At 68.3% G+C, this 25,568-nt stretch carries 20 protein-coding genes; 12 read left to right on the forward strand and 8 right to left on the reverse strand.

Annotated features, from left to right (window positions below; all coding sequences use genetic code 11):
• Positions 1–18: 18 nt before the first annotated feature.
• From C1706_RS05670 to C1706_RS14750, 5 genes are all read left to right on the forward strand, one after another.
• Positions 19–843, forward strand: a complete 825-nt coding sequence (locus C1706_RS05670; RefSeq protein WP_129458254.1) for an NAD-dependent protein deacetylase — start codon at positions 19–21, stop codon at positions 841–843.
• 335 nt (positions 844–1,178) lie between these two features.
• Positions 1,179–3,911, forward strand: a complete 2,733-nt coding sequence (locus tag C1706_RS05675; protein ID WP_129458255.1) for an MFS transporter — start codon at positions 1,179–1,181, stop codon at positions 3,909–3,911.
• Positions 3,908–4,543, forward strand: coding sequence for a TetR/AcrR family transcriptional regulator (locus C1706_RS05680; RefSeq protein WP_206660994.1), 636 nt, complete (start codon positions 3,908–3,910; stop codon positions 4,541–4,543). Before C1706_RS05675 ends, C1706_RS05680 begins: the two co-directional genes overlap by 4 nt.
• 139 nt (positions 4,544–4,682) lie before the next feature.
• Positions 4,683–5,159, forward strand: a complete 477-nt coding sequence (locus C1706_RS14745) for a nucleotidyltransferase domain-containing protein (RefSeq protein WP_206660995.1) — start codon at positions 4,683–4,685, stop codon at positions 5,157–5,159.
• A gap of 4 nt (positions 5,160–5,163) precedes the next feature.
• Complete coding sequence (locus C1706_RS14750; protein ID WP_250645420.1) at positions 5,164–5,493, forward strand: DNA polymerase beta superfamily protein; 330 nt, start codon at positions 5,164–5,166, stop codon at positions 5,491–5,493.
• Between the two features lie 120 nt (positions 5,494–5,613).
• Here the strand turns inward: C1706_RS14750 and C1706_RS05690 are convergent, their stop codons facing one another.
• Positions 5,614–9,012, reverse strand: coding sequence for a proline dehydrogenase family protein (locus tag C1706_RS05690; RefSeq protein WP_129458416.1), 3,399 nt, complete (start codon positions 9,010–9,012; stop codon positions 5,614–5,616).
• A gap of 192 nt (positions 9,013–9,204) precedes the next feature.
• Here C1706_RS05690 and C1706_RS05695 point away from each other — a divergent pair, with 192 nt between their 5' ends.
• Positions 9,205–10,095, forward strand: a complete 891-nt coding sequence (locus tag C1706_RS05695) for a LysR family transcriptional regulator (protein ID WP_129458256.1) — start codon at positions 9,205–9,207, stop codon at positions 10,093–10,095.
• Positions 10,096–10,111: 16 nt separating this feature from the next.
• Here C1706_RS05695 and C1706_RS05700 read toward each other — a convergent pair whose 3' ends face one another.
• Genes C1706_RS05700 through C1706_RS05710 form a run of 3 tightly spaced genes read right to left on the reverse strand, consistent with a single transcriptional unit; the run spans position 10,112 to position 12,594 of the window.
• Positions 10,112–11,209 (reverse strand): metal-dependent hydrolase family protein, encoded by a 1,098-nt coding sequence (locus tag C1706_RS05700; protein ID WP_348981027.1) that lies wholly within the window; start codon positions 11,207–11,209, stop codon positions 10,112–10,114.
• A gap of 16 nt (positions 11,210–11,225) precedes the next feature.
• Entirely contained in the window at positions 11,226–12,143 is a 918-nt protein-coding gene (locus C1706_RS05705; RefSeq protein WP_129458257.1) for a pyruvate, water dikinase regulatory protein, read from the reverse strand.
• A gap of 7 nt (positions 12,144–12,150) precedes the next feature.
• Positions 12,151–12,594 (reverse strand): hypothetical protein, encoded by a 444-nt coding sequence (locus C1706_RS05710; RefSeq protein ID WP_129458258.1) that lies wholly within the window; start codon positions 12,592–12,594, stop codon positions 12,151–12,153.
• A gap of 402 nt (positions 12,595–12,996) precedes the next feature.
• On the opposite strand from C1706_RS05710, the gene pflB reads away from it, so the two are divergent.
• From pflB to C1706_RS05725, 3 genes are read left to right on the forward strand one after another with little or no spacing between them, the layout of a single operon-like run.
• A complete protein-coding gene (pflB, locus tag C1706_RS05715; protein WP_129458259.1) occupies positions 12,997–15,267 on the forward strand; it encodes a formate C-acetyltransferase in 2,271 nt (756 codons plus the stop codon).
• A 2-nt stretch (positions 15,268–15,269) separates the two neighbouring features.
• Positions 15,270–16,142 (forward strand): pyruvate formate-lyase-activating protein, encoded by an 873-nt coding sequence (pflA, locus tag C1706_RS05720; protein ID WP_129458260.1) that lies wholly within the window; start codon positions 15,270–15,272, stop codon positions 16,140–16,142.
• Between the two features lie 58 nt (positions 16,143–16,200).
• The gene (locus C1706_RS05725; RefSeq protein WP_129458261.1) at positions 16,201–17,031 is read left to right on the forward strand and encodes a formate/nitrite transporter family protein; all 831 of its coding nucleotides are present in this window, start codon (positions 16,201–16,203) and stop codon (positions 17,029–17,031) included.
• A 145-nt stretch (positions 17,032–17,176) separates the two neighbouring features.
• Here the strand turns inward: C1706_RS05725 and C1706_RS05730 are convergent, their stop codons facing one another.
• The 3 genes from C1706_RS05730 to C1706_RS05740 all read right to left on the reverse strand — a co-directional run bounded on the left by C1706_RS05730 (position 17,177) and on the right by C1706_RS05740 (position 20,505).
• A complete protein-coding gene (locus tag C1706_RS05730) occupies positions 17,177–18,619 on the reverse strand; it encodes an alpha/beta hydrolase (protein ID WP_129458262.1) in 1,443 nt (480 codons plus the stop codon).
• Positions 18,620–18,730: 111 nt separating this feature from the next.
• Complete coding sequence (locus C1706_RS05735) at positions 18,731–19,846, reverse strand: sensor histidine kinase (RefSeq protein ID WP_129458263.1); 1,116 nt, start codon at positions 19,844–19,846, stop codon at positions 18,731–18,733.
• A complete protein-coding gene (locus tag C1706_RS05740) occupies positions 19,843–20,505 on the reverse strand; it encodes a response regulator (protein WP_129458264.1) in 663 nt (220 codons plus the stop codon). Before C1706_RS05740 ends, C1706_RS05735 begins: the two co-directional genes overlap by 4 nt.
• Positions 20,506–20,659: 154 nt before the next feature.
• Between C1706_RS05740 and C1706_RS05745 the strand changes: the two genes are divergently transcribed.
• The 3 genes from C1706_RS05745 (at position 20,660) to C1706_RS05755 (ending at position 25,125) form a co-directional block, all read left to right on the forward strand.
• Complete coding sequence (locus tag C1706_RS05745; RefSeq protein ID WP_206660997.1) at positions 20,660–22,636, forward strand: MprF family protein; 1,977 nt, start codon at positions 20,660–20,662, stop codon at positions 22,634–22,636.
• A 73-nt stretch (positions 22,637–22,709) separates the two neighbouring features.
• Positions 22,710–23,720 (forward strand): M48 family metallopeptidase, encoded by a 1,011-nt coding sequence (locus C1706_RS05750; RefSeq protein ID WP_129458266.1) that lies wholly within the window; start codon positions 22,710–22,712, stop codon positions 23,718–23,720.
• Positions 23,721–23,892: 172 nt separating this feature from the next.
• On the forward strand, positions 23,893–25,125 hold the full coding sequence (locus C1706_RS05755) for a YibE/F family protein (protein ID WP_164987448.1): 1,233 nt from the start codon (positions 23,893–23,895) through the stop codon (positions 25,123–25,125).
• 65 nt (positions 25,126–25,190) lie between these two features.
• Here the strand turns inward: C1706_RS05755 and C1706_RS05760 are convergent, their stop codons facing one another.
• The gene (locus tag C1706_RS05760) at positions 25,191–25,544 is read right to left on the reverse strand and encodes a DUF5997 family protein (RefSeq protein ID WP_241653455.1); all 354 of its coding nucleotides are present in this window, start codon (positions 25,542–25,544) and stop codon (positions 25,191–25,193) included.
• Positions 25,545–25,568 lie beyond the last annotated feature (24 nt).

A 25,568-nucleotide genomic window follows, 5' to 3' on the forward strand; every position in this document is an offset into this window, starting at 1 on the left:
CCTGGGTAGCCTACGGGCGTGCCGATCCCCGATCCTCGCCCTGCTGAGGTTGACGCCGTCGCGGCCGCGCTCGCCGGACGCCGTTGGGTCGCATTGACCGGTGCTGGGATCTCCACCGATTCCGGCATCCCGGACTATCGCGGCCCCCATGCTCGCCCCACCAACCCGATCACCTACACCGACTTCCTGCGGCACCCGCAAGCGCGCCGCCGCTACTGGTTCCGGTCGATGATGGGGTATCGCAGCTTCGGCGTCGCGCAGCCCAATGCCGGGCATCGCGCCCTGGCCCGCCTCGGCGTCCCGATCATCACGCAGAACGTGGACGCGCTGCACGAGCGGGCAGGCAGCCGCGACGTAATCGACCTCCATGGCCTCATTGACAAGGTGATCTGCCTGTCATGCGGCGAGGTGACGGCACGCGCGGAGGTGCAAGCCCGCCTGGAGCACGCCAACCCGACCATCACCGGAACCATCCCGGCCGGAGCGGCTGAACTGCGCCCCGACGGGGACGCCGACATCGCCGACCCGGACGACTTCGTCGTGCCCGCCTGTCGGGTGTGCGGCGGCGTCCTCAAACCCGATGTCGTGTTCTTCGGGGAGTCGGTTCCGCCACAGCGGGTGGCGGCGTCCTTCGCGTGGGTGGATGCCGCGCAGGCGCTGTTGGTGGCTGGCTCGTCGCTCACGGTGATGTCGGGGCTGCGGTTTGCCCGGCGCGCCGCCAAGGCGGGCATCCCGCTCGTGATCGTCAATCACGGCCCGACGCGCGCCGATGATCTGGCGGATGTCCGCGTGGACGCCGGGACGTCGGCTACCTTGACGGCCCTCGCCGCAGCGTTGCCGTAGGGCATCGGGCGGTCGGCATGAGCGGCAGGCGGGCAGGAAAGTGGCGAGCCGTCCGTCTCTGATTGGGGCGACCAGAGGGGGTGTGACGAAGGGCCCGCCGTGGTTCCCACGTTGCCCCATCCCTGGGTAAAGCGATACCCCGCGGCGCGAAGACGGCACCTAAGTACGACTGCCTACGTCGGCCGAAAGTACGAATCCCCCTGGTGTGATCTCTTCCCCACCGCCCGCCGTGGGTGGCGTCCAACCACGAGAAAGAAATTTGCAGTCCTGCAATCTTGCAGTACTGTTGCGAAGCACCTGGCGTTCGGTGGGTGCGCATCACGCAGGGAGTACGTATGACAGCAGTCGCCACCCGGGCCGAATCGGGAGTTGAATCCGAGGCGGAACAGTCAGCGGCCGCAGCCCCACTGATGGATCACCGGCAGATCATGCTGGTGGTTTATGGGCTGATGGCCGCCATGTTCCTCAGTTCCATGGCGCAGACCGTCTTCGGCACCGCCATCCGGACGATCGGCGACGACCTCCACGGCCTTGATCAGCAGGCGTGGGTGACCACGGCCTACCTGATCACCTCGACGGTCACCACTCCGCTGTACGGCAAGCTTTCCGACATCTTCGGACGCCGTCCGCTCATCATCCTCAGCATCGCGATCTTCATCCTCGGCTCGGTGCTGTCGAGTTTCTCCACTTCCATGCTGATGCTGGCTGGCTTCCGGGCCTTGCAGGGCATCGGCGCGGGCGGCCTGATGTCGCTCCCGCTCGCGATCATGGGCGACGTGCTCGCACCCCGGGAGCGAGCCAAGTATCAAGGCTTCTTCCTCGCGACGTTCGGCATCGCCGCGGTGGTGGGTCCGCTGGTGGGCGGCATCTTCGCCGGGGCCGACACCCTGTTGGGGATCGATGGCTGGCGTTGGGTGTTCCTGATCAACATCCCGATCGGTGCCATCGCGCTCGCGGCGGTCTTGTTCTTCTTGCACGTCCCGCACATCGCGCACGGTCACGCTCGCGTCGACTGGTGGGGGGCCATGCTGGTCACCACCTCGCTCGTCCCGCTGCTGCTGGTCGCCGAGCAGGGTCGCGAGTGGGGCTGGAGCTCGCCGCTGTCACTGGCCTGCTACGCCGTCGGTGCCGCGTCGCTGGTGGCGTTCGTGTTCGTGGAGCGCGCCATGGGAACGGCGGCGATCCTGCCGCTGCGGCTGTTCAATCAGAAGTTCTCCCTCGCGGTGATCCTCAGCGTCCTGATTGGCTTCGGCATGTTCGGCGCGATGATGACGATCCCGCTGTACCTGCAGATCGTGTTGGGATTCAACCCGACCGAGGCCGGTTTCGGCAGCCTCCCGATGATGCTGGGTCTGATGCTGGCGTCCATCGTGACCGGCCAGATCATCGCCAAGACGGGGCGCTACGGCGTCTTCCCGATCACCGGTTCCGCGACCACCGCCGCCGGGTTCAGCATCCTCACCTTCATGACGCCCGAGCACGGCTACCCCTTCCTCGCCTTGGCGATGGCCGTCATCGGTCTCGGGTTGGGGCAGTTGATGCAGACGCTGACGCTGGCCGCGCAGGCGGCTGCTCCGGCCCGCGACATGGGTGTGGCGTCCAGTTCGGCGACGTTCTTCCGGCAGATCGGTGGCACGCTCGGCACGGCGATCATGTTGTCGATGCTGTTCGGCTCGCTGCCCACCAACATCACCTCCGCCATGTCGAACACTGACACCGCCACCGCAGCCCTGGACGCGGCACTCGACCCGGCCGTCGCGAACGCGCCCCAGAACAAGGGCGTCATGGACGCCATGTGGACGCCGATCACCGAGAAGATCACCTCGCAGATCGACAGCAAGATGACTGATGCCACGCAGCAGGTGAAGGATCAAGTCGACGCGAAGGTCCGCGAAGAGGTCTCCAAGGCGGCCCACGAGAAGGCCGCTGAAGGCGCCTCGCAGTTGGCTGACGGCGCGGGCAAGCTCAGCACGGGGCTCGGTCAGCTCGGCACCGGCACCGGGGCGTTCGTCGATGGCGTCGGCAAGATCGGCACCGGCGCGCAGGGGCTGGCGACGGGAACGTCGAAGCTGTCCTCGGCGACCGGCCAGCTGGCCGATGGTGCGGGGAAGCTCAGCGGCGGCTTGAAGAAGCTGTCCAGCGCCACCCAGACCGCGGCGGGTTCCGCCAAGGATGCCACCACCGACTTCGGCGCTTTGCAGGCGGCCATGACGACGCTGGCCGCGGACCAGAAGAGCTGTGCCGCAGGTTCCGCCGCCGCGGACAAGGACGCGCCCACCCCCGCGTCCTGCGCCAAGCTCCCCGAGGACCAGGCGGGCGTCGCCGCCGCGATGAAGGCGCTGGGCACCAGCGTCTACACCACCAGCGGTTACTTGAACGGCTCGGGTGATACCCCCGGTATCGCCACGGGGTTGTCGCAGCTCAGCGGTGGCGCCGACCAGCTCGCCCAGGGCACCACGCAACTGGGTGCGGGCATGGGGCAGGTCGCTGACGGGGCGGGCAAGCTCGCCACCGGCGCCGCCACGGCCGCCGAGAAGGGCGGAGCGCTGACGACCGGCGCCCAGGGCGCGGCGGCGGGGAGCGCCAAGCTCAGTGATGGCGCCCAGCAGTTGTCGCAGATCGAGCAGGTCATCAACGACAAGGTGGCCGAGCTCACCCCTGACGCGGAGCAGAAGGCCCTCGAGACGGTCGCAGCCGACAAGAACCTCAGCGTCGTGGACGGCCACCTCGCCGTGAACTACGCCGATCCTGTCCAGCGTCGCGCCGTCGTCGACCAGGTGGTTCCGACCTTGATCGACCAGATCAAGAACGGGACGTCCAGCGACGCCGATACCCACGTCAGCACCAGCGACACCTCGTTCCTCAACGGCGCCGACGCCCGACTGACGGCACCCTTCATGAGTGGCTTCAACACGTCGGTGGTCGCCATTTACTGGGTGGGGTTCTGGGTTATGGTGGCGGCATTCGTCATCACGTGCTTCTACCGTGTTCCGCCGCTGCGCACCCGCTCGGCGCTGGAGGAGAAGAACGAACTGGCTCAGGCTGAACAGGAGGCGGCGACGCTGTGACCGCACACCCTGCGCCGCACGCGTGCTGCGACGCCGCCAAGGAGTCCTTGCGCGAGCGAAAGAAGCGGGCCACCCGGCATCAGATCCATGAGGTCGCCTTGCGGCTGATCGGTGAGCGCGGCGCGGCGGGGGTGACGGTCGAGGAGATTTGCGACGAGGTGGGCGTCGCGCCACGAACGTTCTTCAACTACTACCCCACCAAACTGGATGCGGCTTTCGACATCCCGCAGACTGACATCCCCGACGCGTCGGCTGAGCGATTCCTCCAGGCCGACGGCGATCTCCTCAGCGATGCCTTGGCGTTGGTGGCGTCCAGCACTGAACTGCCCGGCGACTTCCTACGGATCAAGGCGCTCCTGCACGAGCATCCCGATCTGGCGTTCACGTTCTGGAAGCAGCTCATCGGACGCCTCAAGCCGGTCCATACCCTGATGGAACAGCGCAGCGACGACCCCCCGAGCGCACGCCTAGCCTTCGCCCTCATGGTGGTCGCCGCACTGAGTTCCATGGTGCGGCCCCGCGAACAGGCCGACACCAACAGTTCCCTGGATCGGCTCCTGGCCGAGGTCGGGGCGATGAAGGCACTGCTGGGCGGCATCGACGTCCCGCACCCCGCCGAGGACGCTCAGTAGCGCAGTTCCCCCGGGCGACGCTCATCACGCCCCAACCGTCAGGGGCGCGCACCGTGAACCGCCACCAACGACCCCCTCGCGCGACCTGTGGTTTTCGCGCCAACGGCCGCGACCCCTGGGCGCTGGCTAGGCTTCGAAGATGGTGTGGTTACGCAGTATCGACGCGTCCATGAACGCGGACATTGTGGCCGCCATCGACGACCGGCTCGGCGGGGTCGCGGCCGAGCAGGGCGTCCGGATTCCGTGGGCGATCGAATCCGGGTCGCGCGCGTGGGGGTTCCCCTCTCCCGACAGCGACTACGACTGCCGGTTCTTCTATGTCCGCACCGCGGAGGAGTACTTGTCGCCGTGGCGCCCGCGCGACGTGATCGAGACGCCCCTGGACGCCATCTCCGACGTGAACGGCTGGGATCTGATCAAGGCCGTCCGGTTGGCCGTCCGCGGCAACGCGACCGTCGGCGAATGGCTGCGCTCCCCCTTGATCTACGGCGGCGACGAGGCGTTCCGCGCCGAACTCCTCGCCCTGGTGGACGCCGTCACGACCCGGCCCCGACTCCGCCGCCATTTACCTCTACCTCGGACGCCGCCAGCGCGCCCTGGCCGGGCTGGAGGGTGAGCAGGTGCGCCTGAAGCGGCTGTTCTACGCGGTGCGTCCTGCCGCCACCCTGCACTGGCTCGACACCCACCCGCACGGCACCCCGCCCATGCGGCTCCAAGAACTCCTGGCGGAGGTCGACATTCCGCCCACGCTGCGCGACACCATGGCCGAGCTCATCTCGGTGAAGTCGGTCACCCGTGAACTCGGAGAGGGCACGGTTCCGCGCGTCATCGCCGACTACATCAGCGTCCACCTGGATCAGCCGGTCCCCGTCGACGTCCCCCTCGCGCCGGACGCCCACGCGCGCGCCGCCGACACCTTCCGCTGCCTGGTGACGCGCTTCGCCCCCTAGCGTGCGGCGTCCGGTCGTCGCACGCCGACGCAAGGATCCGTGCCCGGCGCCGGCCGACAATCGGCTGTGGTGATCGGGGCGCGCCGTGCTCCGCGTCCGCGACCACCAGGCCGCGAAGAGTCAGATCAGCGCATCGGTGAGGTGGTTGGGGGTCCCGAAGCGGTGCGCGGTGATCGAGACGGCCTGCTCGCGCAGGAACGGCAGGATCTCCAGGCGGCCAGCTTCGGTGACCTCCCCGCCATACACCGCCAGGTCCGGACGCCCACCGGTCACCTCCGCGACCGCAGCCACCGACCCGCCGATCAGACGCACCCGCCCAGCACCGTAGGCCACCACCCGGGCACCCCAGGCGGCCTCGTCCTCGACGATGACCTCCTGGGCGGCGCCGCGCAGGGCGGCCTCCACCGCAGGAGGCAGGTCACGACCGGATGACACGACGACGGCGGTCCGCGTCAGGGCGCTCGCCGCCACGACGCGCACCAGGTCACCCACCGGCGCGTCCGCGTCCAGGCGCACCAGCACGGGCCGATCCAGGGGCAGGTAGCGGAACACGTTGCGTTCCACCGGAAGCTGGGACACATCCTCGGCAATGCCGAACTGCAACCGCCACGCCTCACCGTCGCTGCGTGCGCCGCGTTCGACGCGGGCGGCGTCCGCCTCCGGCAACTCGGCCCGGGCCGCCGCGACCAGCGCGGTGACCGCCGGAGTCGTCACGGCGGTGACCGCCGTCGCTTCCCGGCTCCGCCACGATCCCAAGCCGATCAGGTAGTTGGGGCCGCCAGCCTTGGCGCCCGCTCCGACCGCCGAACGCTTCCAGCCGCCGAAGGGCTGCCGCTGGACGATCGCCCCGGTGATCCCCCGGTTGACGTACAGGTTGCCCGCCTGCACGGTGTCGAGCCACTCCCCGATCTCGGCGGCGTCCAGCGAATGCAGCCCAGAGGTGAGGCCATAGTCGACCTCGTTGACGATCGCGATGGCTTCGCTCAGCGTCGCGGCCGTCATGATCCCCAGGATCGGCCCGAAGTACTCGGTGCGGTGATAGGCCGAGCCGAGCCGGACGCCCTCGCGGACCCCGGGGCTCCACAGCCGCCCGGAATCGTCGAGGGGATGGGGCTCGATAAGCCATCGCTCCCCCACTCCGAGAGTGGTGAGACCCTCCAGCAGCTTGCCGGAAGCCGGTTCGATGATCGGACCCATCTGCGTGGTGGCATCGGAGGGATACCCCACAGTCAGCGAGGAGACGGCGTCCCGCAACTGCGTCCGGAACCGTCGCGAGTGCGCCACCGACCCGACCAGCACGACCAAGGACGCCGCCGAGCACTTCTGGCCCGCGTGCCCGAAGGCGGACGCAACGACATCCTTGACCGCCAGATCCAGGTCAGCGGACGGGGTGATGATGATGGCGTTCTTGCCGCTGGTTTCGGCCAACAGCGGCAGGTCAGGACGGAATGAGCGGAACAGTTCGGCGGTCTCGAAGGCACCGGTCAAGATGACTCGATCCAGGCGCGGGTCACCCACCAGCGCCGCACCGTGCGCCTTCTCACCGACCTGAATGAGGCGCAGCACCTCGCGGGGCACCCCCGCCGACCACAAGCATTCGGCGATCAGCGCGCCGCAGCGCTGGGTGAGGGCTGCGGGCTTGAGCAGGACGGCTGAGCCTGCCGCCAGCGCCGCCAGCGCTCCCCCGGCGGGGATGGCCACCGGGAAGTTCCAGGGCGGGGTCACCAACGTCAGCGCGGACGGTTCGAACGAGGCACCATCGACGGCCTCCAGCCGCCGGGCCTGCTCGGCATAGAAGTGAGCGAAGTCGATCGCCTCCGACACCTCGGGGTCGGCCTGGTCGAGGGTCTTGCCCGCTTCGGCGGCCATGAGTTCCCAGAACGCCTCGCGGCGGTTTTCGAGTTCCTCACCCGCGCGGTGCAAGATCGCGGCGCGTTCATCGGCGCTCCGCGCACCCCACGCCTCGCCGGCCGCACGAGTCTCGGCCAGGACGGCGTCCAACGCCTCGGGGGTGGCGATCCGGGCCGCTTCGATCGTGTCGATCCCCAGCCGCGAGCCGGGGACACGCAGCAAAGCAGCCGCAGCCGCCTCACGGTTGCTCCGCACCGACGGATCGGTGTCGGGGGTGTTGCGGAAGGCGCCCAGCCCGCTCGGCGGGACGGCCGCATGCCGGTCGGCGACCTTGTGGGACGCCGGAACCAGACCGTCGAGCCCGGCGACGGCAGCCCGGAACCGGGCGACCTCGCGAGCAAACAGGTCCTCGTTCTCGGCCAGTTCGAACACCGCAGACATGAAGTTCTCGCTGGAGGCGCCCTCTTCCAAACGTCGGATCAGGTAGGCGATGGCCACGTCGAACTCGGCGGGCGCCACCACCGGGGTGTACAACAGCAACCCGCCGACCTCCCGGCGCACCGCCTCGGCCTGCCCTTGGGCCATGCCGAGCAGCATCTCGTACTCCACTCCGGCCCGGACGCCACGGCGTCCGGCGAGCAGCCACGAGTACGCGACGTCGAACAGGTTGTGCCCGGCGATGCCGAGGCGAACGTTCTCGATCCGCTCGGGGTGAAGGGCGTACTCCAGGACGCGCTTGTAGTTGGTGTCGGATTCGCGCTTGCTGCCCCAGGTGGCCAACGGCCAGCCGTGCAGGGACGCCTCGACCTGCTCCATGGGCAGGTTGGCGCCCTTCACGACCCGGACCTTGATGGGGGCCCCGCCGCGGCCCCGACGCGCCGCACTCCATTCCTGGAGGCGCATCATGGCCGCGAGAGCGTCGGGCAGGTAGGCCTGCAGCACGATCCCTGCCTCCAGGTGGAGGAACTCGGGCCGGTCGAGAATGCGGGTGAAGACCGCGATGGTCAGATCGAGATCCTTGTACTCCTCCATGTCGAGGTTGATGAACTTGGGCGTCGGGAAGGACGCCGCCCGCGCAAACAGATGCGTGAGTTCGGCGACGATGTCGTTGACGGCGTCCTCGAACGCCCACGGATTGTGGGGCGCGACCGTCGCCGAGACCTTGATGGAGACGTAGTCGACATCCTCGCGCGCCAGCAGTTGGTGGGTGCCATCGAGGCGGCGCTTGGCCTCCGAGCGGCCCAGCACCGCTTCGCCGAGCAGGTTCATGTTGAGGCGGATGCCCTCGGTGCGGATCTTGGCGATGGCCGGGCCGAGGCGAGCGTCGGTGGCGTCGATGATGAGGTGGCTGACCATGTCCCGCAGGACGCGGCGGGCGGTGGGGACGACGATCCCGGGCAGGACGGGCGCGAGCGCGCCCCCCAGCGCGACGGCTGCACGCATCGGCGCGGGCAGGAAGCTCGGCACCCGTGGGGCCAGCTCGCGCAGCTTGTGGGCGGCGACTTTGGTGTTTTCGGGCCGCACGACACCGTCGACGAAGCCGACGGTGAAATCCAGCCCGCCCGCGTCGCGCAGGACGTCGGCGAGACGTTCGCCTGCGGGGTCGGAGGGGTGCGCGGCTGCTTCGGTCAGCCAGCGACGCACGAGCGCGATGGCCTCCTCGATCATGGCGGGATCGACGGAGTCGGGGGCGGGCCCGGCGGCGAGCGGATGGGTGTCGGACACGGGAGCCTCCCAGGTCGGGGTCGAGGGACGCGCCCTTCAGGGCGTGACTACGAGTAGTCTCATCCCGATTAAGCCGTCAGGACAAGCGACTGTTTTTGACCACTATTCGTCAGTTTTCGTGATGTATGGAGGGCCATGCTGGACATCCACCGCCTCATGCTGCTGCGGGAGCTCTCGATTCGCGGGACGATGGCCGCCGTCGCCGAGTCGCTGCAATACAGCCCCTCGGCCGTCTCCCAGCAACTCACCCAGTTGGAGCGGGAGGCGGGAACCACCCTGCTGCGCAAGGCCGGGCGCACCGTCCGGCTGACCCCCGAGGCGGAGATCCTGGTCGCCACAGCGTCCGAACTGGCCGACACGCTGGAGCGGGCCGAGGCTGAGCTGCGGGCCTCCGGCACGACGGTGCGGGGCCGCGTCCGGGTGGCGGTGTTTCAGTCGGCCGCCCTCGCATTGATGCCCGCAGCGCTAACAACGATGGCCCACCAGCACCCCGACGTCCGGGTCGAAATGGTGCAGACCGAGCCCGCCGAGGCCCTCCACCAAACGTGGGCCAGGGACTTCGACATGGTCATCGCCGAGCAGTACCCCGAGCATTCGGCCCCGTGGCTGCCGGGGCTGGTCCGGCGCGACCTGACCACCGATGTGATCCACCTCGCCGTCCCGCTCGACTGCACGGCCGACGACCTGGCGGGCACGGTCGATCTGCCGTGGGTCATGGAACCGCACGGTGCGGCATCGCGGCATTTCGCGGAACAGGCCTGCCGGGTCGAGGGCTTCGAGCCGGACGTCCGCTACGTCACCGCCGACTTGCAAGCTCACCTGCGCCTGGTGGAATCCGGCAACGCGGTCGCGCTCATCCCTGACCTGATGTGGGCGGGACACCCGCCCGCCTGTCGCCTGATCCCGCTGCCTCAGATGCCACGGCGCACCGTGTTCGTCGCCCAACGCGAAGCCGGGCTGGGTTGGCCCGCCTCCATCGCGCTGCTGGCCGCACTCGAAGCCGCGGCGCGCCCTCTCACGCCGTGAGGGGGAAGCCCACTCCTTAGCCTTCCTCGGATGGCGCCACGGGCGGGACGACTTGGCCGCCCTTGATGATCGCCCTCAGATGCGTCTGCGGGTCGGCCAGGATCCGCACGTCCTCCAACGGGTTGGCGTCCACGACCAGGACGTCCGCCCAGGCGCCGATCTGAAGCGTCCCCGCTTTGCCCTCCCAGCCCATCAGCCGCGCCCCGTGACAGGTCGCCTCCTGCACCACGCGCGCCGAAGGAGCCACCTGGGCCCGCAGCAGGAACTCCTGCGACTGCGCCACCTCCATCTCCGCGAGGAGATCCGTCCCCAAGGCCATCGGAATACCGCTGCGCGCGGCGAGCGCGTAGGCGGCCAGACCGCCATCGCGCACCTCGGCGATCTTGGCCAGCGACGCCTCCCCCAGCCCAGCCGCCGCCCCTTGCTGGGCAAGCAGTTCGTAGGTGACCAGGGTGGGGACCAGCCAGGCGCCGGACGCCTTCATCAACGCGGCCGTCTCCTCATCGAGGAGGTTCCCGTGCTCGACACATCCCACCCCGGCACGCAGCGCCTGCTGAATGGCCCGCGGGTGATAGGCGTGCACGGTCACGTAGGTGTTGGCGTTGGCCGCTTCGACCACCGCCGCGCGGATCTCCTCCTCGGTGTACTGCACCGAGGAAATGTCGTCGTGCGGCGAGGCCACCCCGCCTGACGCGGTGAGCTTGAGGAAGGACGCGCCACGGCGCAACTGCTCTCGCGCCGCCCACCGCACCTGGTCGACACCATCGGCGATGACAGCGATGCCCGCTTCCTCGCAGTGGCAGCCCAGGTGCTGTTCGTTCAGCCCACGGGTGTCGCCGTGGCCTCCCGTCTGCGAGATCATCCGGCCCGCATACTGCACCCGCGGACCGAGCACGAGGCCCTCGTCGAGCGCACGAACCAAGCCCCGATCGACTCCCCCCACGTCGCGAACGCTCGTGAAGCCTCGCCGCGATCGACGATCCCGCCGTCGCGGCACAGCAGCCAGCCGTCCGGCCCGCTGAGTGTGGGGCCTTCGGGGTCGAGCAGGCGAGCATGGGTAAGGAGAAGTGTTGACATGACGCCGCGTCCTTTCGTTGCGTGCCGCATCCGCCACAGGGCTGCCGTGGAGGTCAGCCTGCGGTGTGCGGGTTCAGCTCGGAGTTGATGTTGGGGACGCGTCGCAGCTTGCCACGATGGATGCGGGCCCGCTCCTCCACGATGTCGAGGATGCGTGAGGCCGACTCCTCCAGCGCCATGCCGGTGGTGTCGATGACGGGGCAGCGCAACTGCTTCATCGTCTGGCCGACCTCATCGAGTTCGGCATAGATCTTGGCCAGGTCGACGTAGCCGTCCTTCATCGGACGCCGCACCCCGAGGCCCTTGACGCGCTCGGCGCGAATGGCCTGGAGGCGCTCGGGATCCATCGAGAGCCCGACGATGCGCCAGCGCTCGATCTCGAACAGTTCCTTGGGTGGGGTGATCCCCGGCACGAGCGGAACGTTGACGACCTTGTAGCCCATGTAGCCCAAGAAGATCGACAGCGGCGTCTTGCCCGACCGCGAGGGCCCCACCAGGCAGATGTCGCACTCGGGCAGCGTCGTCGGGGCGGCGCCGTCGTCGTTGCGGACGGCGAAGTCGATCGCAGCGATCCGGGCGAAGTAGTCAGCCTCGACGCCGACGGGGCGCAGCGGTACCTGGTCGGGTTCGATCCCGCTGATCTGTTGCAGCGCGCGCATGGCGTCGGTCATGAGGTCGGCGTAGGGAACTTCCAGCTCTTGGCAAGCGGAGGTGACGAGCCCGGCCAGTTCTTCGTCCACCAGCGTGAAGAACACGGCGGTCGGCGCCCCCGCGCGGGCACGGATCGCGTCGAGCGCCTTCATGAGCGCTGCGGTGGTGGTGACGCGGCGGTGCCGGACCAGCCGGAACTCCATCGAGGGGAACTGCGCCACCGCCGCGCGGGCCACCCGCGCCCCCGACTCGCCGGTGGAGTCGGCAAGAAGGTGGATCTCCAGCGTGGGGTCGTGGACGGAGCCGCCGTTGTCGGTCACGGGTTCACTATGCCTGGCCACGCTCACGCAGGGCTTGAATGAAGGAGGCGTCCACCCCCGGGCCACCCGACACGGCACCGCCGTCGGACTCCTCTGTGCCGTCGGGGCGGTTGTCCCACCGCGACGTGTCCAGGACGCGGTCGCGTTCGATCAGGTGCTCGCGATGCAACGGGGGGCCCTGGAGCGCTAGTGCGGGCAGGTCGGGTGGAGCGGCGGCCGGCGTTGACGCGTCCGGGGCGCCCGTCGGCGTGGGCGGCGCGGCGAGCGGGACACCAGCCTGACGTGCTGGCTCAGGGGCCGGGCTCACTTCCGACCGCGGCGCCTCACCGGACAATGCCCGGCGCGGTCGTGGCTCCTGGGCGGCTCGGCTGCGGCGCAGGAGAAGAAGAATCACCGCGCAGGCCACCAGGGCAACCACCACGATGACGAACCAGAATGTCGGATTGCTCATCGTTGGGCCTCCATCTTCGGATCGACACCGTCAGTCTAGAGGAGGTCCATGACGGCGTCCGGGAGAACCGCTTTGACGACGGTGGGGCAACCGTACTCCCGTTGTTGCACGCACGCCCGCGCGCGAGGCTCGCCGCCGACCCCTCAACAACGAGGCTACATTCCCGCTTGTCACACCGTCTTTATTGCCAAACACCGAGGAGCGCCGCGAGGTCGATGAGACACATCCGTCTCACCAGACAAGAAGAAGCACCCGAATGGTCTGACCAAAGGCCTACAACGTGTAGTATTCAGGACCAGAAACGCTGTCACATCACACAGGTCGGTGTCCTGGACAACGCGTCCCGATCACTTTCATCTGCAGGCGTCAGCGTGCCCTAAATCCTTTGTGACTAGGAGAACCATGACGGTCGAAGCCCCCTCGCGGGACGCAGTCAACAGCCAAGATCCATGGGAGGGATTCACGCCTGGCCCCTGGCAGAACAGCATCGACGTGCGCGAGTTCATCCTCGCCAACTACACCCCCTACACCGGTGACGCGTCCTTCCTGAGCGGCCCGACCGCCAAGACGCTGAACGTGTGGGAGACCCTGCAGCGTGACTACCTCTCCGTCGAGCGCGCCAAGCGCGTCTACGACGTCGAGACCCACATCCCCGGCGACGTGGACGCCTTCCCCGCCGGATACATCTGCTCCGACGACGACGTCATCGTCGGCCTGCAGACCGACACCCCGCTCAAGCGCCCGATGATGCCCAACGGCGGCTGGCGCATGGTCGAGACCGCCATCAAGGAAGCCGGCCTCGAACCCGACGAAGAGATCAAGACGATCTTCACGAAGTACCGCAAGACCCACAACGAAGCGGTCTTCGACATGTACACCCCGCGCATCCGCGCAGCCCGCAGCAGCCACCTGGTGACCGGCCTGCCGGACGCCTACGGCCGCGGCCGGATCATCGGCGACTACCGCCGTGTGGCCCTCTACGGCGTGGACGCCCTCATCGCGGCCAAGCAGGCCGATAAGGATTCGGTGGCCGATCAGCCGTTCAGCGAGAACTGGGCGCGCTACCGCGAGGAGCACTCCGAGCAGATCAAGGCCCTGAAGAAGCTGAAGAACCTGGGCGCCAGCTACGGGCTGGACCTGTCCCGCCCTGCCGTGACCTTCCATGAGGCCGTGCAGTGGACGTACCTGGCCTACCTGGCCAGCGTGAAGAGCCAAGACGGCGCCGCCATGAGCATCGGCCGCCTGTCGGGCTTCTTCGACGTGTACTCCGAGCGCGACCTGGCCAAGGGCCTCATCACCGAGACCGACGCCCAGGAGATCATCGACGCGCTGGTCACCAAGCTCCGCATCGTCCGGTTCCTGCGGACCATCGACTACGACCAGATCTTCTCCGGTGACCCCTACTGGGCCACCTGGTCGGATGCCGGGTTCGCTAACGACGGCCGCACGCTCGTCACCAAGACGTCGTTCCGTTTGCTGCAGACGCTGCGCAACCTCGGCCCGGCCCCCGAGCCGAACATCACCATCTACTGGGATCCGAAGCTGCCCGCCGGCTACAAGGATTTCTGCGCGCAGATCTCCATCGAGACCTCGGCGATCCAGTACGAGTCCGACGCCGATATCCGCGGCCACTGGGGCGACGATTCGGCCATCGCATGCTGCGTGTCCCCGATGGCCATCGGCAAGCAGATGCAGTTCTTCGGTGCCCGCCTGAACTCCGCCAAGGCCCTCCTGTACGCCATCAACGGCGGCCGCGACGAGATGTCCGGCAAGCTGATCGTCCCCGGCTACGAGGCCGTCCAGGGCGATGGCCCGCTCACCTACGACGAGGTGTGGGCCAAGTACGACGAGATGCTCACCTGGGCCGTCGAGACGTACGTCGAAGCGCTGAACATCATTCACTACAGCCACGACAAGTACGCCTACGAGGCGATGGAGATGGCGCTGCACGACGACGAGATCGTCCGCACGATGGGCTGCGGCATCGCCGGTCTGTCGATCGTGGCCGACTCGCTGTCCGCCATCAAGTACGCGACCGTGACGCCGGTGCGCGACGAGACCGGCCTGGTCGTCGACTACCTCACCGAGGGCGAGTTCCCGATGTACGGCAACGACGACGACCGCGCCGACGAGATCGCCGCCATGGTCGTCAAGACGGTCATGGACAAGATCCGTTCGCTCAAGCTGTACCGCGACGCCGTCCCGACCCAGTCGGTGCTGACCATCACGTCGAACGTGGTCTACGGCAAGGCGACCGGCTCGTTCCCCTCGGGCCACAAGAAGGGCACCCCGTTCGCCCCGGGCGCAAACCCGGAGAACGGCGCCGACACGCACGGCATGGTCGCGTCCATGATGAGCGTCGGCAAGCTCGACTACGACGATGCGCTGGACGGCATTTCGCTGACCAACACCATCACCCCGCCCGCCCTCGGCCGCACCGAGGAAGAGCGGGTCGCCAACCTGGTCGGCATCCTGGATGCCGGTTTCGGTGAGGGGCTCTACCACGCCAACATCAACGTCTTGAATCGGGAGACGCTGCTGGATGCGATGGAGAACCCGGAGAACTACCCGCAGCTCACGATCCGCGTGTCCGGCTACGCCGTGAACTTCGTGAAGCTGACCCGTGAGCAGCAGCTCGACGTGCTCTCGCGGACGTTCCACGAGGCTCTGTGAGCATGAGCCCACTCAGCGCGGCGGTTCCCGGGGTCACCCCCGGGGCCGCCGTGCCGCCCCCTCCGCCGGTCCGGGCGTCCATGCTCGGCGGCATCCCCGTGGCCGACCACCTCAGCCATGCCGAGCTCATGGCTGCCCAGCGCTCAGGTGAGGTCGGCTCAGTGCACTCCTGGGAGCTGGTCACGGCCGTCGACGGCCCCGGCACCCGCATGACGACCTTCGTGGCGGGCTGTCCGCTGCGCTGCCTGTACTGCCACAACCCCGACACTATGACGGCCCGCCGCGGCGTCCCCGTCCTGGCCGATGACCTGCTGGCCCGGATCAAGCGTTACCGGGGCATCTTCCGCGCCACCGGCGGCGGCATCACGCTGTCGGGGGGCGAGATCCTCCAGCAGGCGCCCTTCGCGGCCCGCATTCTGCGCGGGGCCAAGGCGATGGACATCCACACCGCGATCGACACGTCCGGGTTCTTGGGCGCGCACGCGTCCGACACGATGCTGGCCGATGTCGATCTGGTGCTGCTCGACGTCAAGGCTGGCGATGAGGCCACCTACCACAAGGTGACCGGACGCCGCCTGCAACCCACCTTGGACTTCGGTCGTCGCCTGTCGGCGCTGGGCATCGAGACGTGGATTCGTTTCGTGCTCGTGCCCGGCCTGACCGACAACCCGGCCACCATCGAACCCATCGCCGACTATGCGGCCTCGCTGTCGAGCGTGAGCCGGGTTGAGGTGCTGCCGTTCCACCAGATGGGCCGCGACAAGTGGGCCGAACTCGGGTTGGACTACGCCCTCAGCGACGCCCGGCCGCCTGAGCCCGCCGAGGTGGAGCCGGTTCGCGCCCGCTTCCGTTCCCGCGGCCTGACCGTCCACTGATCTCCCACTCCCGCTGACCAGCACGTCCCCGTACGCCCGCACGACCCGAAGGACAGCCGTGAGCGCCTCGACCCAGACAGTTCCCCCGCAGGCGGGCTACACCGCGACCGTGTCCCGCGTCCTGGACGCCAAGATGGCGTTGTTGGACGGCGACCTTCCCCGCTACCTCCTCAAGGCCGGTCTGGCGGGCGTCCTCATCACCGTGCTGCTGCTGGCGAACTACCTGGTGGCAGGCCTCTTCGCGGCGTCCGGCATGCCGGGGGGCGCTGTCGTCGGCAAGGTGCTGGGGGCCGGGGTGTTCGGCTTCGCGCTCGTGTTCATCTACTTCCTGGGTGCCGAACTGGCGACCTCCACGATGATGGTCGCCGGCGTGGGGGCGGCCACGCGTCGCCTCAGCCCGCTGCGGTTCTGGAAGCTGCTGGGCGCCTGCATGCTGGGCAACGTCCTGGGCGGGCTCGTCATCGCCATCTTGGTGCGCTTCTCCAGCATCGTGTCGGGCTCGACGCTGGACTACCTGGGCCACGTGGTGGAAACCAAGCTGTCCTATGTGGAGAGCGGCTGGGCGGGCTACGCCGACCTGTTCGTCCGAGCGATCTTCTGCAACCTGCTCATCAATCTGGCGATGGCCGCCGTCTACAACGGCAAGGTCCATTCGGGTTTCGGCAAGGCCCTCGCCATGTGGGCGTCGGTCCTGGTGTTCATCGTCATGGGGTTCGAGCATTCCGTGGCGAACGCTGGGCTGTTCCTCTCCTACGGCTTCGTCGCCCCGATCGACTGGACGGCCGCCCTGACCGCCCTCATCATCGCGTTCCTCGGCAACACCGTCGGGGGCGCGCTGTTCATCGGCGTCCCGTTCACTTACCTGGACGCCTCGGCGCAGGGGTACTGACGCCGGACGCTTCCCCTCCCCAGGGGCATCGACGCGACTCAGCCGGGATAAAGCCCAGCCCCAGCCGGCGGCGGGCGTCCGGGGCAAGGCTCACCGGCGCAGCCTGCGTCGGCGTCCGTGCGGCAGGCGGGACGCCCGCCCGCCGCTAGGGCGTGACGACGTAGGCGGGCACGGCGTCGGTGCCAGGTTGCGACAGCCCCAGCACCGGATACATGACCGCGAATCCATCCTGGAGGCCGCTATAGAAGGCGACCCCGACATGCCCGCCATGATCCAACACGCGTAGTGACGTGTGCATACCGGCCTTCTGCGCCGCCGCGGCCAGCCTGCGAGCTACGGGGAGGAACGTGGCATCGTCCTTGGCTGCGGTGAAGACGGCGGTGCTGTCTGGCAGGTGCGCGTGGGCCAGCATGTTGATCGGCTTGGCCTGCTCATAGCGCGCGGAGTCCCCGTTGAAGAGTTGCTTCAGTGTGGCGGCAGGATTGGCGGAACCGGGGAACTCCTCGCCCGAAACGCTGACCACTCCCCGGAACGTGTTCGGGAACTCGGTCCCGAACGAAATCGCGCATTGGCCCCCGTTGGAGTAGCCGACGATCGTCCAGTAGTGCGGGTCGGAGAACACGTTCAGGTTCGCACGAATCCAGGGGACGACATCCTGCATCACGTAGGTCCGCGAGTTGCCGAGCGGGGAGTCGACACAGCCCGTGTCCTGCACGGCGGCACCCACTTGGTCGACGACGACGACGATGGGGGCCAGCCCGTTGTGGTTGGCGGCAAACGAGTCCACCACGCGTCCGATCGGGGCGGGGTCCGGGCTGCCGGGCAGGCCGTACATGAACACGACGACGGGCAGGCGCGGCGCCGGATTGGTGAGGGCTGCCGGAGGCAGGTAGATGCCCGCGTCCCGTGCCGCGAACCCGCTGTGCGTGTTGGGAATGTGCAACGTGCCCGTCTGGCTTTGCTTCGGCATGTCTGCGGGCGGTTTCCATGTGCTCCACAACGGGTGCGCCGGGGCGACGGCGGGATCCGAGGAGGAGGGTGCGGGCAAGTCGACCGGATCGTCCACCACGATCCCCATCAGGCTGGCCAGCGTGGCGTTGAGCCCGAACGCGGCGTTGATCGCCAGCGTCCCCGCCGCCACCACCGCGACCGCCGTGAGGGCAGCCACCACCCTGCGGGCGACGCCCGCCCCGCCTGCACGCTTCGTCCGAGTCGTCGCCTGGCCTGCGTCCGCGTCGGCTTGGTTCCGCCGGGCGCGACCGCCACGTGGTGTGCCTCGGCGCAGCAACGCCGCCAGGCAGACCCCGACCCCCGCCAAGGTCGCCGCCAGTAGCGCATACACGGGCAGGCCTAGGCCCACGCCGTAGAAGTTCAGCCCGCGGATGAAGACCGCCCAGAGGCCGACTGCGACGACGTCACCGAGGATCGCGCCCACCAGCGCGCCGAGGAGCGAACGCCGCGTCGGCCGCCACAACAGCGTCACGACCAGACCCACGAGGGCGAGTGCGTACACCGTCAACGGCACCGGTCCGTCCATGATGTCGACGCGTAGCAGCGACGACCACAGCCCGGCGAAGAATTCGCTCATCCCCTCAGCCTTCCTGGAACTGACTCGATCCGAAACCGGACAGCATCCACAATCTCATCCCCGACCGGCGGCTCCCTGACCCCCAATCGGGGGCCGGAGTTCCACCGACGGTCACTTTGTCATGCGCGGCAGGTGTAACTCCACGCGGAAGCCGTCCCCCTCGGCCCCATAGACCAAGGTGCCTCCGAGAAGTTCGGCGCGTTCGTGGAGCCCTAAGAGCCCCAGATGTGAGCTCGGGAGCCGCAAAGGGGTCGAGGTGGGACAACCGTTCACGATGGCCACTGCGACACTTCGCTCATCCGACCATTGCCGCACGGTGACCGCCGAGCCAGGAGCATGCTTGCGCACATTCGTGAGCGCTTCTTGCACCGTCCGGTACACGGCCCGCTCACGCGCCGACCCAAGATCGGGTGGCAACGAACCTTCCATGGTCACGGCGAGCCCGCTCGCGGTGACCAGATCCTCGAGGTCGGAGACGGTCGGCTGGGGGGCGAGACCGGGGCTGCGCGTTCCGGCCGCCCGCAGAAGCATGACCATGGAACGCAGTTCCTCCAGCGTCGTCGAGGCCAGCGAGCGGATGGCGGACGCAGCCTCCTTGGCGGCGGGATCGCTGGCGGTGACCTGCAGCGCCCCGGCCTGGGCGGCGATCAGGCTGACCTGGTGGGAGACCACGTCGTGCATCTCGCGGGCCAACTGGTTGCGCTCGCGCGCCAGCACCGTCTGGGCGTAGAGCTCGCGCTCATGCTGACGGCTGGCTTCGATCTCGGTGAGCCGACTGCGCAGGTCGGCGGTCGTTTGCACGAGCTGACCCAGCAGGATCGGCGCTGCGGCCGCAGCCAGGCGATAGACGAAGGAGATGGCGGTGTGGTCTTGATCGCTGGTGAACTGGCTGGTCAACGGCCAGCCGATCGCTTCGGCGGCTGCGAACAGTGCCCCGCACGTCAGAAGTAGCCAGTACCGTCGGCTGCGTGCCGCCAAGGTGAACAGGGCAATGATCGGTGCGGCGATGATGGTCGCCACCAGCGCGGCGGGCAGCGTCAAGACGAACGCGACGAGGGGGAACCGTCGCCGGACCAGGAGCCCGGCGCACGCGACCAGGCACAGGCCGAGCGTGAGCGGATCATCACCGCTGCGGTAGAGGAGGGCGTCGAGTAAGGCGACCCCGACGGCGAGCAGGTCGACCAGCCAGGCCGGGATCCGCCGCCATGCCGCCACCACGCGGCTCACGAGGACGCGGCTCCCTTGTTGAGCAGCCCCGCCCGTTGGGCTGCGAGCGCAGCCTGGACGCGGCTGGCAACGCCCAGCTTGGCCAAGATGGCGCTGACGCGGTCTTTGACCGTTCCTGCATCCACCGTCAGCCGGTCGCCGATCTCGGCATTGGAGAGCCCCTCGGCGACCAGCCGGAGCACCTGCTGTTCCTGATCGGTCAGCGTGGCCACGCGGCGTGCCCCCTCATCCAGCGACGCTCCGACGCCGGAGCGGTCGTCCAGCAACACCCGGGATGCGCGAGGCGACAAGACCACCCCGCCCGCGGCCAGGGCGCGGATGTAGTGGGCGAGTTGCTCAGGCTCGGTGTCTTTGAGGAGGAACCCGGCGGCGCCGCGCCGCAGCGCAGTCATGACGTATTCGTCGGCGTCGAAGGTCGTGAGCATGGCGATGGCGGGCGGTTGGGGGAGGTCACCGAGAAGCCGCAGCAGGGTCAGTCCGTCCACGTGGGGCATGCGAATGTCCAGCAGGACAACATCAGGGTGCGTGGCCGCCACGACGTCGAGCGCATCTTCCCCCGTCGCGGTTCCCACGACGCGAAGGTCATCGGTGGCGTTGAGGATCATCGTGAACCCCGTGCGGACGAGCGCTTCGTCGTCCACGATCACCACGTCGATCATGTTCTCTCCTTGTCGTACCCACCTGAACGCTAGAACACTCCCCTCCCTCAGCGGCCCATGACCGCCACCTGGCCGCAGGATTCCCCACCGTAGGGGGATGCGCATACACCGGTCGGTTGACGCGGTGCGGGCGGGAATGCGATGGACTAGGGCTATGCGCACCGTGTCCACCCGCCTGGTGAGCGCGCTGATGCAGTTTCCGCTCTCCCTCACCCTCGGGATGGCCGCCCTCGGTGCTGCGATCGCTCGCTTCGCCTGGGCTGGTGAGGTCGAATTTGCGGGACCGCAATTCAGCGTGGTCTCGTGGCTCTTCCTCATTGGTTCCGTGATCGCCGCCGAGCACCTCGTCGGTACGCGCTGGGCCTTAAGCATCGCCGCCGCAACCACGGCCGGCGGTGTCGTCCTGGCGTGGGCGATCCTGTCGGGCCTGGCAGCTCTCGGGGAACCCATGTCTGAGGAGGCGCTGACCTATCAGGCGTGGACGCCGTCCGTGACGAGCGCAGCACTGCTGATGGCCGTGTCGGGGCATCTGCGTCCAGCCAGCCGGAGAACGATGCGCTGGATCGTGGGCACGTTGGTGTTGGCCCTTCTCCTCACCAACGGTCACGCATCGGATGTGTCCCGGGCGGTTGCGTCGCTCCTTGGCCTGGTCGCCGGCACCATCGGGCTGGGTGCGGTGACCGTCGTCGGGTGGCGTCCCAGCGTGCAGGCGCGCTGGCGCGGGACGCTATCTGCGGTGATGATCGTCTTGGCGAGCGCGCTGGCGTTGGCCTCCGTCGCACCGAATGCGACGGGGCCGCTGGTGTGGCCCAGCATCACGGTGGATCCCAGCTTCGCCCCCATCGCTGCAGCCCTGCTCGCGGTGAGCGCAGTCCTCGTCGCTCGCGGACGTGCCCTCGGCATCATGATAGGCGGGGCCGTGCTGGGCGCGATCGCCTGCGTGGCGCTCATGGTCTTGGTGATCCTCCCGCTGCTTGACGGGGGGATCGTGTGGACTGGGCTCAGCACCGACGAGTCCGAATGGCAGCTCATCGCCTTGCTGTCGGCGGGGGTCCCCGCAGTGGCGACGCTGCTTTTGGCGTTGGGGGCCCGGGCCGTGCTGCAACGGCGCGCCCCCGCTCCCACCGAGGCAGACCGGAACCGGCTGGAGGAGGTACTGCACGCCTGCGGCGACGGCACGTTCGCGCACATGGCGACGTGGCGCGGGAACTCCTTCTGGTTCGGTGAGGACGGGGATGCGGTCGCCTATCGGGTGCGCGACGGCGTTGCCTTCACCGTCGGCGATCCCATCTCCCAGCACCCTGCCTCGACCGTCCGCGCGTTCGCCGCGTTCTGCGATGCAGGCGGCTGGACGCCTGCCTTCTACAGCGTCCACGATGAGGCCGCCGACGCGCTCCAAGATGCAGGGTGGGCCCGGCTTCCTGTCGGGACGGACACGATCATCGACGTGCCCGAGTTCAGTTTGAAGGGGCGTGCCCGCCAAGACCTTCGCACGGCAGTCAATCGCGCCGGACGCGAGGGCGTGACAGCCCTGTGGACGTCGTACGCGGAGGTCACCCCCGAGGTCCGCTCCCAAATCGACGCTTTGTGTTCAGGCTGGGCGGACGGGCGTCGACTGCCCGAAATGGGGTTCACCCTGGGAGGTCTCCATGAGCTTCAGGACGCCGAGGTACGCCTCATGTTGGCGATTGACGCCGATCATCGCGTCCACGTGGTGACCAGTTGGCTGCCCCGTTACCGCGAGGGAACCCTGGTCGGCTGGACGCTGGACGTCATGCGTCGTGAGCCGAAGGCGATGCCGGGGGCCATGGAGTTCACGATCATCTCGACGGTGCATCAGGCCGCCGAGGACGGCCTTGCGACCGTCAGCCTGTCCGGGACGCCACTCGCCGCCCACGACGGGGACACCTCGGGGCGCTTGTTCCAGCACATGAAGCACGTGTTCGAGCCCGCCTACGGGTTCGCCTCGCTGGAGCGGTTCAAGGGCAAGTTCGGCGCCCGACATGAAGCCTTGTGGATGTGCTATCCGCAGCCCATGCAACTGGGGCGGATCGCTCCGGCGCTGCTGCGGACGTACATGCCGTCGCTTCGCCTGAGCAGCGCCCTGCGCGCCGTCCGTTCCCTCAACTGACCCTGCCGCAGGGCCGAAAGAGAGCTCGTTGCGTCCCGGTCGGTCTGCTGTGGCGTCCGGCACACTGGGACCCATGAGCGACCTGCACCCCACCCGGCCCCGCACGATCCTTCGCGGGATCTCCTCCCGCGCCTGGGAGCATCCCGCCGATCGAGGGGCTCTCGTAGCGTTGCGCAAGCTGCAGGGCTTCGATGTGGTCGTGCGCAAGCTCTCGGGGCTGATCAACGAGCGCATGGTCAAGATGCTGCTGCTCGGCTCGGCCGTCCGGGTCTCAGAGCGGCAGTTCCCCACGGTGCACCGGCTGTACGTCGAGGCGGCGACCACGTTGGACGTCCAGGAGCTTCCCGATCTGTTCGTGGCCGCCTCGCCGATCCTCAACGCGTCGACGATCGGCATGGACGCCCCCAAGATCGTCCTCAATTCCGCCCTCATCGACCTGCTGGACGAGGACGAACTGCGGTTCGTGCTGGGCCACGAACTCGGGCACGCGCTGAGCGGGCACGCCCTGTACCAGACCCTCCTCATCTACCTGATGATCGCCGGGCAGACGCTGTCCAGCGTTCCGTTCGGCGGGGTGGGGCTGTTCGTCGTCCGGACGGCGCTGGGCGAGTGGGCGCGTAAGGCGGAGTTGTCGGGTGACCGTGCGGGGCTGCTGGCCACGCAGGATGTCGCCGTCGCGGTCCGTGTCCAGATGAAACTCGCCTCGGGCGGACACCTTGACCAACTCGACCAGACCGAGTTCCTCGCTCAGGCCCGCGAGTACGAGAACACCGACAACCTGGGCGACTCACTCATGAAGATCTTCCTTCTCGACTCGATGACGCACCCGATGGGCGTCGTGCGAGCCGCCGAGCTTCGCCGCTGGATCGATTCGGGCCAGTACGGCGCCTACCTTGCAGGCGAGTACCCCCGGCGCGAGAACGACAAGGACGCCACGATCTCCGACGAGGCAGCGGCTGCCGCCGACTCGTATGCGACGTCGTTCCAGCAAAGCGAAGACGCGGCCACCAAGCTGCTGCGCGACGTCGGTCAGGGCATCGGCAACGTGGGCCGGTGGATCGGGGATCAGTTCAAGGGTTCCTGATCGTGGCCATGCCAGCGCTCCAAGCGTCCCCACGTGGAACCGACGTGGGGACAGCGCCAGACGCCTCTGCGTTGTGCACAGTTTCGGCTGTTACCGTCGAGGGCGTGACTGCGGACGACCATTTCGCCTGGGGAGCCGATCTGCGGCTGGGGCGCACCCGAAGGGAGCCCTGATGGGTGCGGGTCACTCTCACTCGCACGACGCCCCCGTACTGGGGTTGTCGGCCACGGCACGCCGGGTGACCCTCGGGCTGCTTCTCGTTGTTGCTGCGGTGACGCTCGCGGGGCTGATCTTGCTGTGGCCGACCAGCCACCCCACCAAGGACGGCTCCTCGTTAACCGCTGAGGGCGTCGACACTGTTCCTGGCCGGATCACTGCGCTCACGCCGTGTGAAGACACGGGCGAGTCGCAGGGACAAGGCCCTCAACACGCCTGTCTGGACGCCCAGGTCACGGTCACGGGTGGCCCCTCAGCGGGGCGCACTGTTCCGGTGGAACTCATCGGTGTCAGTGCGATGAGCGGATTGAAAGTGGGCGACGCCGTCAATGTCGCTGAGGTGCCAGGGATCGACGGTCAGCCGTCCACGTGGGCGTTTATCAACACCGATCGGACGCCCGTCCTGTTGGGCTTCCTGATCGTCTTCGTCGCGGTCGTTATCGCTGTCGCGGGGCGCAAGGGCCTGTTCGGCTTGCTGGGCCTCATCGTCTCGGGGGCTGTGCTGTTCGGCTTCATGATCCCGGCGCTGACGTCGGGGCACCCGGCTGTCGCCGTGGCCATCATCGGCTCCACCGCCATCATGTTTGTGGTGCTGTACCTCGCTCACGGCGTCTCGTGGCGGACGACCTCCGCCTTCGTGGGCACCTGGCTCAGCCTGCTCGTGACGACGGGGCTGGGCGCCTTGGGCGTCTACCTGTCGCGGCTCAGCGGCATGTCGAGTGAGGAGACGCTCGCCTTGGCTGGCGTCCTGGGCAACCTCGACTTTCCTGACATCCTCACCTGCAGCCTCGTCCTCGGTGGCCTCGGCGTCCTCAATGATGTGACGATCACCCAGGCGTCCTCTGTGTGGGAACTCCGGGCCGCAGGGCCGCACCTGACGCGCCGGGAACTGTTCACCTCCGGCATGCGGATCGGCCGGGACCACATCGCTTCCACGATCTACACGATTGTGTTCGCCTATGCCGGCGCCTCACTGTCGCTGCTGCTCCTGCTCTCGCTGTACAACCAGCCGCTGAACCTGTTGTTCTCCACGGAGGAGTTCACCGAAGAGATCATCCGCACCCTCGGCAGCGGCATCGGCCTGGTGCTCAGCGTCCCGCTGACGACCGGTGTGGCTGCCCTCACGGTCGCGGGGGCTGGCGGAGCCGCCTCACGGGCGGCGGCGAGTCGTCCCCGCCGCGCCCTATAAGCACTCGTCCGCTGAACTACACACATGTAGTTTTCCCCATGTTGTGGATAGGGATGTGCACAACCTCAGGACAACTTCTTGAGGCGGGCTTCCTCGGCCAGCACCTCACGATGCACGCTGCGCTCGTGCACCAGCCAGGCGGGCGGATCTGCGATCAGGGCGCCGATATGGTCAGCGTCCAACGCCTCGTCGACGCCGCCGCGGGCCAAGCCAGAACGAGATATCCCCAGCTTTTGCGCCACCACGTCGCGCGGGAACGGGCCGTTGCGGCGCAGGTCGACCAGCCACGCGGGCGGGTCGTCACGCAGGTCGTCCAGGTCGGCCCGGGTGATCGGGGACTCCTGGAACTCCGCCGGGGTCGCCGGCAGGTAGACGCCGAGCTTCTTTGCCGCCGTCGCGGGCTTCATCGTCTGGCTCACCAGGTCAGCGTATCGGCGCGATAG

The organism is Propioniciclava flava, assembly GCF_004126535.1.
Taxonomy (GTDB): Bacteria; Actinomycetota; Actinomycetes; order Propionibacteriales; family Propionibacteriaceae; genus Propioniciclava; species Propioniciclava flava.

What these genes read in the sequence shown, in the direction of transcription:
- pflB (WP_129458259.1), top strand. Translation starts at nt 12,997, where the DNA reads ATGACGGTCGAAGCCCCCTCGCGGGACGCAGTCAACAGCCAAGATCCA.
- C1706_RS05710 (WP_129458258.1), bottom strand. Translation starts at nt 12,594, where the DNA reads ATGAGCAATCCGACATTCTGGTTCGTCATCGTGGTGGTTGCCCTGGTG.
- C1706_RS05750 (WP_129458266.1), top strand. Translation starts at nt 22,710, where the DNA reads ATGAGCGACCTGCACCCCACCCGGCCCCGCACGATCCTTCGCGGGATC.
- C1706_RS05695 (WP_129458256.1), top strand. Translation starts at nt 9,205, where the DNA reads ATGCTGGACATCCACCGCCTCATGCTGCTGCGGGAGCTCTCGATTCGC.
- C1706_RS05730 (WP_129458262.1), bottom strand. Translation starts at nt 18,619, where the DNA reads ATGAGCGAATTCTTCGCCGGGCTGTGGTCGTCGCTGCTACGCGTCGAC.
- C1706_RS05745 (WP_206660997.1), top strand. Translation starts at nt 20,660, where the DNA reads ATGCGCACCGTGTCCACCCGCCTGGTGAGCGCGCTGATGCAGTTTCCG.
- pflA (WP_129458260.1), top strand. Translation starts at nt 15,270, where the DNA reads ATGAGCCCACTCAGCGCGGCGGTTCCCGGGGTCACCCCCGGGGCCGCC.
- C1706_RS05740 (WP_129458264.1), bottom strand. Translation starts at nt 20,505, where the DNA reads ATGATCGACGTGGTGATCGTGGACGACGAAGCGCTCGTCCGCACGGGG.
- C1706_RS14745 (WP_206660995.1), top strand. Translation starts at nt 4,683, where the DNA reads ATGGTGTGGTTACGCAGTATCGACGCGTCCATGAACGCGGACATTGTG.
- C1706_RS05675 (WP_129458255.1), top strand. Translation starts at nt 1,179, where the DNA reads ATGACAGCAGTCGCCACCCGGGCCGAATCGGGAGTTGAATCCGAGGCG.
- C1706_RS05690 (WP_129458416.1), bottom strand. Translation starts at nt 9,012, where the DNA reads ATGATCGAGGAGGCCATCGCGCTCGTGCGTCGCTGGCTGACCGAAGCA.
- C1706_RS05755 (WP_164987448.1), top strand. Translation starts at nt 23,893, where the DNA reads ATGGGTGCGGGTCACTCTCACTCGCACGACGCCCCCGTACTGGGGTTG.